The organism is Ruegeria sp. CF2 (genome assembly GCF_056537385.1).
Window position 1 is genome coordinate 1,635,033 of sequence record NZ_JBQFRL010000001.1, and the last position, 11,203, is coordinate 1,646,235.

The window sequence follows — 11,203 nt, forward strand, 5'->3', positions numbered from 1 at the left end:
TCTGACCCGGAAAGCTTCGAGGCCGGGCGAAAACCCGGCCCCGCAAGACCTAAGCCTTTATTCCGGGATGGTGAAGACCTGGCCCGGATAAATCAGGTCGGGGTCGCGGATCAGGTCGCGGTTCGCATCGAACAGGCGGACATACAGAACACCGTCGCCAAAACGCTCTCGCGAGATCGCCCACAGGGTATCGCCCTTTTGCACGGTAACGGACCGGATCGGCGTGCTCTGGTCGGCGCCCGGCACCGCATCCTGCGCCTCGGCCGCCTGCAGAACTTCAACCGGCTCGCGCTTGAACGGCGTTTCAAGACGACTCAACACCGTTCCGTCCGTGTCGACTTCGTCAACGCGCAGGGTATAGACACCGGGATCGACTTCCTGGATTTCCCCGCGCCAATCACCGTCCTGTCCTGGCGTGATGTCGGCCACCAGCTTGTTGTTCAGATAGAGCCGAACCGCAGCACCCTCGGACACACGGCCGGACAATTGGACATCGCCAGCGTCGGAATAGCCGATCGTATCAAGCGCAACCTGCTCGGGCGACGCGTCTTCGGACGACGGCGACTGGACAAGCTCAACCCCTTCCTCACCGGACCGCAAAACGGCCACCTGCTGGCTTTCGCTGGATTGAGTCTCGGTATTGGCCTCGGGTGAGGTTGCTTCTTCGTCCTGCGCCCCGGAAACGGTCTCGTCCGCTTGCGCGACCTCGGTGTCCTCTGCGACTGCGGCCGCAGACGGCTGTTCCGCCGTTTCGTCCTGCGCTTCGGTGTCCGTGCTGGCGACTTGCTCGTCCTTAGCGGGTGGCGCAGGCGGCTTGGGCAACGCGGCAATCAGATAGTCATCCGATTGCGCAGACCGGGTACCGTCACCGGCTTCAAGAACCAGACCTCGCGCGGCCTCGCTGAAGGGGATGGTGACGAACTCGGCGAACTGGCCGCTGCCATCGACCGTGAAGCTGTGGATCGGCTCGCCATCCAGCAGGATACGAATTTGACTGCCCGGGTCGCCTTTGCCGGACAGCAGCGCATTGCCGTCGGGCTCCACGAATATCTGGTCGAGCGTCGGAGCAGTTGCGGCCGCGTTAGCCTCGGGTGTGGGAGCAGCCTCTGCCGGCTGTTCTTCAACCGTCGCGTCCTGCGCAGTCTGCTCGTCAGTCGCAGTTTTCTCTTCGGCTTCCGGCGCGGTTGCTTCTTCGGTCTCGGTCGAGGTCTGAACCTCGTCCGCGTTTTCAGGTTCCGCAACGACCTGCGAGTCCTCTGCATCCGGGCTTGGTGCCGGTGCAGCGGCTGGCTCAGTCGTCTCTTCGCTGGCGCTTTCGGCGACGGCCTCTTCCGTAGTGGACTGTTCAGACTGCGGCGCAGGACCGAAGACACCCGAAAGATACAAGCCCCCGGCGCCAATCACAGCCAAGATACCCGCAAGGATACCCCAGACGAATGCACCCGACCTACCGCTTCCCGATTTGGCGTCCATGTTTTTTCCTTCACTCCGCAGCGCAAATGCCTTGACTCAAAAGCTTTCCGCCGAACGGTTGAGCCAATTTACCAATCCCGCTATCACGGGTCAAAACCTCTGACACAACCCCGGAGTCGCTGTTTGATGTCCCAGAAATCGATCTGTGTGTATTGCGGGTCACGCAATGGCGCGAATTCGGCCTACACAAAGGCCGCAGGCACCTTTGGACGGCTGCTGGCCGCCGAGGGCTGGCGGCTGGTCTACGGTGCGGGTGACGTGGGCCTGATGGGTGAAGTCGCCCGGGCCACGCAAGCGGCCGGAGGCGAAACCTTCGGCGTGATACCGGTTCATCTGCTCCGGCGGGAAGTGGGAAAAACAGATCTGACGCGTTTCGTGGTCACCGAAACGATGCACGAGCGCAAGAAAGTCATGATCATGAATGCGGACGCCGTGGTCGTGCTGCCCGGCGGACCCGGGTCGTTGGACGAGTTGTTCGAGGCACTGACCTGGCGCCAGTTGGGCCTGCATGACAAACCCATTCTGGTGATGAATGTGGACGGATACTGGGACGCGCTTCACACGCTTTTGGATCAGGTGATCGACGCAGGTTTTGCGGATGCCTCCTTGGCCCGTTTCATTACCTGGGTCGACGACGCCGAGTCCGCGATGGACGAATTGCGCAAGTTATTGAAATAATAGGCGTCACGGGCGGCTTCCCCGCCCGTGAGTCCCGAACTAGCTAGATCAGGCGGTCGAGGTGCGCAGTTGGCGTTGCAGCACCTTTTCGACCTTGTGCAGTGGATGATTGGTCAGGGTCTTGTCGACTTCGGCTACGACTTTGGCCAGAACTTCGCTGTGAAGGCGCCGGCGCAGCAGGCCCAGGACCTGTGGGCTGGCAACCAGAACAAGCCGCTTGTACGCGCCCTTCAGCCCTTTTTTGTTGAGCAGGTTGGCCACATCCTGGACGAACAGGGATTTGGCGTGAGTGCGCCAGGTGTCTTCTTCCACCGCAGATTTCTGGTTCGGCCCGGTATCATTTCGCCGTCCCGCCCGATCCGAGGGCTTGCTCCGCGCGGCGAGATGATCATGTTCCTCAACCGATACGACCACCAGATTGGGGTTCTCGGCATCCGTCACGTTTTCAGTGAACAGTGCTTTTTCCCCGTCGGCGATGATGACCCAAGTACCCTGTGCAAGTGCGACCATTGCGATCTCCTGTTGTGGTTTTCGTGGCCGTCCCCCGCCCGAACAAGAACAGCCAACACCTTGCACCCACGGCACAATTTGGCAGCTATTCCCTCATTGTTTTGGTTTTGGCGGTTCTCTCCTCCCGCATCTATCAGCTAATCACTCTTTGGCGTCTTGCAACGGCGTATGCGCGCAAAAGTTGACGTATCGGCAAGTTTCTACCCGAGGGACAGATCAGGCCGAAATTTCGACAAGCGTAATCTCGGGTGTAACACCAAACCGGACCGGAAGGATCGAGCACCCGATGCCGCCGGAAATTACAAGATCCTTCCCACCTTCGCGCACCGGGCCGTAGGCATAGCGATTGCCAAACCGCGAGGGCACCACGGGCGACCACCCAAACAGTCTGATTTGCCCACCATGCGTGTGACCGGACAGCGTCAAGGCAACGCGATCTGGCACTTGGGGGAATATGTCCGGTTCATGCGCCATCAGGATGACGGGCGCGTCATCGGCAATCTGCCGCAACGTGCCGGACAGATCGTCCAGGCCGCGGTATCGCCCATTGCCCTCCACGATCGCCAGTTGGTCTTCGAGGCCCGCCAGCCAGATTCCCGGACCATCCAGTTTCTGCGCAGAATTGGACAGTACCGGGATGCCACTCGCGGCCAGTGTATCGGCATATAAGTTGGGCCCACCGCCCCGGCGTTGAGCGGCGGTATCATCCCACCAGTCATGGTTTCCCAGAACCGCGAAAACCCCATGCCGTGCGGTCAGCCCGGCAAGAACCGGAGTGATGTCCGCCATCGCGACAGGTTTCGAAACCATCCTGTGGCTGGCGGTGAAATCCCCCAGCAGCAAGACCAGATCGGCATCCAGCGCATTTGTGCGTCTTACGACCTGCTTGATACGCTTTAGGGTAACGAATGGCTCGCCGGCATGTAGGTCGGCGATGACCGCGATCCGCAGCGGAGGTGCCGTCCAGTCTGCGCGCTTGAGCTTCCATTTGCGAACCCGCAGCCGCATAGCCGGTTCGATAAAGAACCCGTACAGCGAAACAACAAGGCCTGCCAGCGTCACCGCCAGCAGGCCCTTGATAAACCCTCGTCGGGTCAAGAGTTACATCCGCGATGCAACGTTTTCCCAGTTCACCAGGTTGTCGAGGAAGTTCGACAGGTAGGCCGGACGCTTGTTGCGGAAATCAATGTAGTAGGAGTGCTCCCACACGTCGCAACCCAGAAGCGCCGTCTGGCCGAAGCACAGCGGGTTCACACCGTTTTCGGTTTTGGTAACCGCCAGCGAACCGTCGGCATTCTTGACCAGCCACGCCCAGCCCGAACCGAACTGACCGGCTCCCGCCGCGCTGAACTGCGATTGGAATTCCTCGACCGAACCGAAGCTTTCAACCAACGCCTTTTCCAGCTCGCCCGGCATCTTCGACTCGCCCGGCCCCATCATTTCCCAAAACTGGTTGTGGTTCCAAAGCTGGCTGATGTTGTTGAAGATACCGTTCTGTGCGACGGCCGACTTGTCATAAGTGCCGACGATGATCTCTTCCAGCGACTTGCCGTCCCACTCGGTCCCGGCGATCAGCTTGTTGCCGTTGTCGACATAGGCCTTGTGGTGCAGATCATGGTGATATTCCAGCGTTTCCGCCGACATACCCTTGGCTGCCAGCGCGTCATGTGCATAAGGAAGATCAGGAAGTTCAAAAGCCATCTCGGCCCCCTGTAAATTTGTGTTGCGTTCCCAAGGTTAAATGCTTTGGCAACCGCCGCAGGTCAAGGCCCGAGCGCAGAAAACCCGGAGGTCCGCGATGCTGACGCAGGCGCGCAAGATGTTCTACCGCGCTCGCGGTCATTATGCAGGCAACCTGAATGGCGAGCCGTTCCGGCTGGACCCATACCATTCGAAATTCTGGCGCAAGGCCTCGGCCGGCGACTGGGAGCCCGAGACATTCGCGGTGCTGGACCAGCACCTGTCGCCCGACCGCGACTATCTGGACATCGGCGCGTGGATCGGCCCGACAGTTCTGTATGGCGCGCGCAAAGCCCGGCATGTCTGGTGTTTCGAACCCGACCCCACCGCCTTTCGCCATCTGGCTTGGAACCTCGACCTGAACGACATCCGCAATGTCTCGGCCTTCGGTGTCGCGCTATCCGACCGGTTTGGCGTGGCGCGCATGGCTTCAGTCCGGGGCGAGCGCGGCGACTCGACCAGTTCGCTGCTGCATGACGGCGCGCATGGAACCGATGCCCTGACCATCGCCTGGGACCAGTTCGCCACAGCGACGGACCTGTCAGGCATTTCGCTGGTCAAAATGGATATCGAAGGGGCGGAGTTTGCGGTTCTGCCGACGCTTACCGACTGGCTACGGGAGCAGAAGCCAGCCCTGTATCTGTCGCAGCACGCGCCCCTGCTGGACAAAAGCAAGCGTTCCGAAGGGGTCGAAGCCTTGCTTGCGACGTTGTCTTTCTACTCGAACATGCACGATGAAGCCGGACGCCCAATCTCGGCCCAGGACTTGTTGAGCCCGAGCGCTTTGACCCAGTACCGCAGCGTCCTGTTCACGGAATAGAGTTTCGCTACGAAAACTCTACCCAAACGGGAGTTTGCCCTTATGCACCCAGCGACGCGGTGTTCATTTTCCTGTATTGACCACTGAAGTCACAGGAAAATTGACTTGCGACTTATTCTATTCCTCGCCGCGGTCCTGACAGCACAGGCGGCTGCCGCATCCCCCATGGCTTACAAGTGCACGATCACGAAAAAGGATAGCCACGGCTGGATCGCGCCCGAATATGCCTTTCAAATCGACCCCGAGACCGGCACGGCCCAAGCCGCCAGCAACTACCATGATTGGGCCAACGCGCAGCTTCGGGATCGTGGGGCCAAAGGCTATCGGATGATCTGGAACGTGACGCTCAAAAGCACCGAAGGTCAGGCCATTCGCATGCGCTATCAGGCGAATCTTGCGGCAGATGGCGGGCTGAAGGAGAGCGGCAGTTTCGTGAATGTCGGGGCATCGAACAAACCTTACGGAACCGGCAGATGCGAGGCCTTCAAATAATGAAAAGCCCCGGTGATGTCCGGGGCTTGCTCTTTCTGCCAAGGTGGGGTCGGGTTCAGTAGTATCCGACCTCGCTGCCGGGCTGCGCCGCAACCTTCAACAGCTTGAACACGTAATCCGCCACCGATCGGAAGCACACCACGCGAAAGGATTCCGCGTCGTCCATCCAGAACGCCCCCGCAACCTGCGCCAGGCGCGTGCGCCGGATCTGGCCGGGCTGGAAGACATCGGACGAGAAATCGACGGGCGCAACCTTGCCCAGCACCTCACGCGCGGTCGATCCCGAGACCCGGAACACCGCCCGCGCGTCCGAGACATTGACCGCCAAGGCATGCACACCGCTCAGCGCGTCCTGCATGGCGGCCAGTTTGGCCTCGACCTCGGCGTAGGGAACAAGCACCAGCAACTCGTCCGGCGACATCCAGCAGACGCCGTTTTCGCCATCGACGAAAGCCTCGCGCTGGCCGGGCATCTTCTGGCCGGTGGCATCCTTGACCGCCTTGGTCACCAGCTTGTCGGACAGATCGCCGCGCAGGGTTATCATCCCCTGCAGGCCGCATTCCTCGATCCGGGCGATGCCGTCAAAGCTGGCGTGGTTTAGTGCGCTGATGGGTTCAGACATTCTGCTTCTCCCCGTCCTTGTCGTAGAACACAGGGTCCACGATCTTTGCCTTGTAGATTTTTTCGTCGGTGCCCGGGAACTCGATCACGTCGCCCATGCGGTTCGGCCCGTTCTTGACCAGCCCCATGGCGATACCCTGGCCCAGATTGGCCGAGTAATAAGTCGAGGTCACGCGCCCGATCACGTTGCGCTGGCCGTTGGCATTCACGCCCTCGCCCACTGCATAGGCGCCGTCGGGCAGAACCGATCCATCCACAGTTTCCAGACCCACCAGTTTCCAGCGGTCCGGGTCGGTCATGTGAGAGCGTTCCTGCGCCCGCTTGCCCAGGAAATCCTCTTTCTTCTTCGAGATCGCCCAGTGCAGCCCCAGATCCTGCGGGATCACGGTGCCGTCGGTCTCGTCCCCGATCATGATGAAACCCTTTTCCGCCCGCAGAATGTGCAGACATTCCGTGCCATAAGGCGTCACGCCGAACTCTTTCCCGGCCTCCATCAGGGCATCCCAGAAGGCCTGCCCCTGGCTGGCGGGCACCGCGATTTCATAGGACAGCTCGCCCGAGAACGAGATGCGGTAGGCGCGGCAATCAAAGCCGCCGATCTGGCCGTCGCGCCACTCCATGAAGGGCAGCGCCTCGCGGCTGACATCCATGCCGCCGAGCTTCTCCAGTACCTTGCGGGCGTTGGGGCCCACCACGGCGACCTGGGCGTATTGCTCGGTCACGTTGGCGACATAGACCTTCCAGTCCCACCATTCGGTCTGCAGCCACTCCTCCATATGGGCATGGATGCGTTCGGCACCGCCGGTGGTGGTGTGGCACAGCCAGGTGTCCTCGTCGATGCGGGCGACGACGCCGTCGTCGATCAGGAAGCCGTTTTCCGAGCACATCAGGCCATAGCGGCATTTGCCGACCTTCAGCGTGGACATCATGTTGGTGTACATCATGTCCAGAAACTTGCCCGCGTCCGGACCCTTGACGATCAGCTTGCCCAGGGTCGAGGCATCCAACAGCCCGAGGTTTTCACGGGTGTTCTTGACCTCGCGGTTCACCGCGTCATGCACGGGTTCCCCGGCTCGGACATAGGCGTAAGGGCGGCGCCAGTGGCCCACCGGCTCCCAATCGGCACCATTCCGGTCATGCCAGTCATGCATGGGCGTGCGGCGGATCGGCTGGAACACCTCGCCGCGCGCCTCGCCCGCAATGGCTCCCATCGAGATGGGCGTATAAGGCGGGCGGAAAGTGGTGGTGCCGACCTTGGGAATCTCCGACTCCAGCGCATCAGCAAGGATCGCCAGGCCGTTGATATTGCTCAGCTTACCCTGATCCGTCGCCATGCCCAGCGTGGTATAACGCTTGGTGTGCTCGACGCTTTCATAGCCCTCGCGCGCGGCCAGTTGCACATCCGAGACCTTCACGTCGTTCTGGAAGTCCAGCCACGACTTCATGCGCAGCTGCACGTCGGCCTTGGCGGGCATCAGCCAAACGGCCTGCATGGGCGCTTCGGTCTCGGCCTCGCCCTGCGGTGCCTTGGTGTTCTTCGGCTTGAACCCGGCTGCCTTGGCCGCGGACTTGCCCGCGGCGTGGGCATCGGCCAGAACCTCGCCCAGCGCCGGCGGCCCGCTTGTCGAGCCTGCGGCCACGACAAAGCCTTCGCCATTCGCGCCCAGCGGCGGACGGTCGGGGTCGGGGCGGAAATGGGCGTTGGCCTCGTCCCAGATCAGCTTGCCGCCGCAATGGGACCACAGGTGCACCACCGGAGACCAGCCGCCCGACATGGCAACCGCGTCGCATTCGACCTCTTCCCGAGCGCCGCCGATGCCTTCCTGGTTGCAGATCGCGACCTTGTTGACCCGCTTGCCGCCCTTCACCTTGGCGATGGCCTTGCCGGGATCGACCCGGATGCCGAGGCTGCGCGCCTCGTCCGCCAGCGGCCCGGCCGAGGGACGGGCATCGACGACGCGCAACACATCCACGCCCGCCTGTTTCAGGATGATCGCGGTGCGATAGGCGTCGTCATTGTTGGTGGCGACGATCACGCGCTCGCCCGGGGTCACACCCCAGTTGACCACATAGTCGCGCATGGCCGAGGCCAGCATCACCCCCGGCACGTCATTGCCGGCGAAAGACAGCGGGCGCTCGATCGCGCCGGTGGCCGTAACGACCTGCTTGGCGCGGATGCGCCACAGGCGGTGGCGCGGGCCCAGGGTGCCGGGTTTGTGGTCGGTCAGACGCTCGTATCCCAGTACGTATCCGTGGTCATAGACCCCGGCCCCCATGCAGCGCGACCGCATGGTGACGTTGTCCATTGTTTCGAGTTCGGAAACCAATTGTTCCACGAACTTATCCACAGGCTCGTCGTTGACGGTGCCGCCGTCGACAGGCGCGCGGCCCCCCCAATAGGCGGTCTGCTCGATCAGCATGACCTTGGCGCCCGATTGCGCGGCGGCTTTGGCCGCCTGCAGGCCCGCAACACCGCCGCCGATCACCAATACGTCGGTGAAGGCATAGAAGTGTTCATACGTATCCGCGTCGCGGCTGTCCTTGTCGGGCGCCTTGCCCAGACCGGCCGACTGGCGGATGAACGGCTCGTACACATGTTTCCAGAACGGCTTGGGGTGGATGAACGTCTTGTAGTAGAACCCCGCCGGCAGGAACCGCGCCAGAGCCGTGTTCACCGCGCCGATGTCATATTCCAGGCTGGGCCAGTGGTTCTGCGAGATCGCGGTCAGGCCGTTGAACAGCTCGGTCGTAGTGGCGCGCTGGTTCGGCTCGAACCGGTTGCCCTGCCCCAAACCGACCAGCGCGTTGGGCTCCTCGGCGCCGCTGGCCACGACGCCGCGCGGACGGTGGTATTTGAATGACCGGCCGACCATCATCTGATCGTTGGCCAGCAGGGCCGAGGCCAGCGTGTCGCCCTGATAGCCTTGCATCGCGGTACCGTTGAATGAAAACGTGACCGGTTTCGATCTGTCGATCAGGCGACCTTGATTTGCGAGACGGGTGCTCATGTTGCGGACCTTTCGCAGGTGGAGGCACCAAGACCTCCGGCGGATGTGTTCTTGAAAAGACGAAGCATCAGGAGAACTCTCTCCACGTCCAACCCGGCCGTTTGGCCGAAATCGCATCGCGGATCTCCTGCGGCGGCTCGGTGACCTGGGCCGAATAGGTGCCGAACACCTCGAGCGTGGCGGTGCAGCGCGCGGCATGGAACCACTTGCCGCAGCCATTGCTGTGGCGCCAGCGTTCAAAATGCACGCCCTTGGGGTTTTCACGGGCGAACAGATAGTCGTGGAACTCGTCATCCGACGAGCCGGGACCGAAGCGTTTCAGATGCGCTTCGCCGCCGGCGGTCAGTTCGGTCTCTTCGGCGTCGACGCCGCAATAGGGGCATTTCAGGATCAGCATGTGGCTACTCCTTGCTTGAATTCTTTCGACCACACGCCCAAGTCGAGGGTATGGATATTTTGACCATAATTCTGACCGTAGCCGGCACGCTTGCCGTCTTTGGGCTGATCGCGTTTTTCATTTTCCGGTCTGAGGAAAAGAAGGCCATCAAGCCAAAATCCGACAGCCCGAAAAGTTCTGAGACCATTCACGGAGCACATTGGGGCGACTGACATCAGTGCGCGACCCCGGCGGCAACGCTTTCGTCGATGAAGCGACCCTCTTTGAACCGGTCCAGCGAGAACGCCTCGGTCAGCGGGGAATGCCCGGTGGCCATCAGCTGCGCCATGCCCCAGCCCGAGCCCGGGATGGCCTTGAACCCGCCGGTCCCCCAACCGCAGTTGATGAAGCAACCGCCCAGCGGCGTCTTGGACAGGATGGGCGAGCGGTCGCCGGTCATGTCCACGATGCCACCCCACTGGCGCAGCATCTTGAGGCGCGAGATCATCGGGAAGGTCTCGACCAGGGCGCGGACGGTTTCCTCGATATGATGGAACGAACCGCGCTGGGTGAAATTGTTGAACCCGTCGGTGCCGCCGCCGATCACCATCTCGCCCTTGTCGGATTGCGACATGTAGCCATGCACGGTGTTGGCCATCACCACCACGTCCATGCAGGGCTTGATCGGCTCGGACACCAGCGCCTGCAGGGCCAGTGCCTCGACCGGCAGGCGGAAGCCCGCCATCTCGGCCAGTTGGCCCGAGTGACCCGCGACAACGATGCCCAACTTGTCACATTCGATGGCGCCCTTGGTCGTCGCGACCCCTGTGACGCGACCGTTTTCAGACCGGACGCCCGTAACCTCACACTGCTGGATGATGTCCATACCCATATTCGAGCAGGCCCGGGCATAGCCCCAGGCCACCGCATCGTGACGTGCGGTGCCGCCGCGCTCTTGCCACAGCGCGCCAAGGACCGGATAGCGCGGGCCGTCGATGTTGATGATCGGGACCAGCTGCTTTACGCGCTCGGGCTCGATCCATTCGGTCTTGACCCCCTGCAGGGCGTTGGCATGCGCCGTACGCTGATAGCCGCGCACCTCGTGCTGGGTTTGCGCCAGCATCATCACGCCGCGCGGGCTGAACATCACGTTGTAGTTCAGATCCTGGCTCAGATCCTCGTACAAGCTGCGCGATTTTTCGTAGATCGCCGCCGACGGGTCCTGCAGATAGTTCGAGCGGATGATGGTCGTGTTCCGCCCGGTATTGCCGCCGCCCAGCCAGCCCTTTTCGATCACTGCGACGTTCTGGATACCGTAGTTCTTGCCCAGATAATACGCCGTCGCCAAACCGTGCCCGCCGGCACCGACGATGATCACGTCATACCGTTTCTTGGGTTCTGGCGAACGCCAGGCGCGCTCCCATCCGGTGTGATAGCGCAGCGCCTCTCGCGCTACGGCAAAGGCTGAATAGTGTTTCATGAGCG

11 protein-coding genes are annotated in these 11,203 nt (G+C 61.8%); 3 read left to right on the forward strand and 8 right to left on the reverse strand.

Annotation, left to right across the window (positions count from 1 at the left end; all coding sequences use genetic code 11):
- Positions 1-57: 57 nt before the first annotated feature.
- Positions 58-1,473, reverse strand: coding sequence for a LysM peptidoglycan-binding domain-containing protein (locus ACR0IR_RS08120; RefSeq protein WP_170363191.1), 1,416 nt, complete (start codon positions 1,471-1,473; stop codon positions 58-60).
- 126 nt (positions 1,474-1,599) lie between these two features.
- On the opposite strand from ACR0IR_RS08120, the gene ACR0IR_RS08125 reads away from it, so the two are divergent.
- A complete protein-coding gene (locus ACR0IR_RS08125) occupies positions 1,600-2,151 on the forward strand; it encodes an LOG family protein (protein ID WP_170338492.1) in 552 nt (183 codons plus the stop codon).
- Between the two features lie 48 nt (positions 2,152-2,199).
- Here the strand turns inward: ACR0IR_RS08125 and ACR0IR_RS08130 are convergent, their stop codons facing one another.
- The 3 genes from ACR0IR_RS08130 to ACR0IR_RS08140 form a co-directional block, all read right to left on the reverse strand.
- Positions 2,200-2,661: a host attachment family protein gene (locus ACR0IR_RS08130; protein ID WP_170338489.1), complete on the reverse strand. Its 462-nt coding sequence runs from the start codon at positions 2,659-2,661 to the stop codon at positions 2,200-2,202.
- Between the two features lie 216 nt (positions 2,662-2,877).
- A complete protein-coding gene (locus tag ACR0IR_RS08135; protein ID WP_170363190.1) occupies positions 2,878-3,759 on the reverse strand; it encodes a metallophosphoesterase in 882 nt (293 codons plus the stop codon).
- Positions 3,760-3,762: 3 nt separating this feature from the next.
- Positions 3,763-4,362, reverse strand: a complete 600-nt coding sequence (locus ACR0IR_RS08140; protein ID WP_170363189.1) for a superoxide dismutase — start codon at positions 4,360-4,362, stop codon at positions 3,763-3,765.
- Positions 4,363-4,459: 97 nt separating this feature from the next.
- On the opposite strand from ACR0IR_RS08140, the gene ACR0IR_RS08145 reads away from it, so the two are divergent.
- A complete protein-coding gene (locus ACR0IR_RS08145) occupies positions 4,460-5,221 on the forward strand; it encodes an FkbM family methyltransferase (RefSeq protein ID WP_170363188.1) in 762 nt (253 codons plus the stop codon).
- 105 nt (positions 5,222-5,326) lie between these two features.
- Positions 5,327-5,713 carry a hypothetical protein gene (locus ACR0IR_RS08150; RefSeq protein ID WP_217357067.1) on the forward strand — a complete coding sequence of 129 codons (387 nt, stop codon included), beginning with the start codon at positions 5,327-5,329 and terminating at the stop codon, positions 5,711-5,713.
- 55 nt (positions 5,714-5,768) lie between these two features.
- Here ACR0IR_RS08150 and ACR0IR_RS08155 read toward each other — a convergent pair whose 3' ends face one another.
- From ACR0IR_RS08155 to ACR0IR_RS08170, 4 genes are all read right to left on the reverse strand, one after another.
- Entirely contained in the window at positions 5,769-6,335 is a 567-nt protein-coding gene (locus ACR0IR_RS08155; protein ID WP_170363186.1) for a sarcosine oxidase subunit gamma, read from the reverse strand.
- Positions 6,328-9,342 carry a sarcosine oxidase subunit alpha family protein gene (locus ACR0IR_RS08160; protein WP_170363185.1) on the reverse strand — a complete coding sequence of 1,005 codons (3,015 nt, stop codon included), beginning with the start codon at positions 9,340-9,342 and terminating at the stop codon, positions 6,328-6,330. The genes ACR0IR_RS08155 and ACR0IR_RS08160 overlap by 8 nt, the downstream gene beginning before the upstream one ends.
- Before the next feature lie 67 nt (positions 9,343-9,409).
- Entirely contained in the window at positions 9,410-9,739 is a 330-nt protein-coding gene (locus ACR0IR_RS08165) for a sarcosine oxidase subunit delta (protein ID WP_005982321.1), read from the reverse strand.
- A 214-nt stretch (positions 9,740-9,953) separates the two neighbouring features.
- A complete protein-coding gene (locus tag ACR0IR_RS08170) occupies positions 9,954-11,198 on the reverse strand; it encodes a sarcosine oxidase subunit beta family protein (protein WP_170363184.1) in 1,245 nt (414 codons plus the stop codon).
- Positions 11,199-11,203 lie beyond the last annotated feature (5 nt).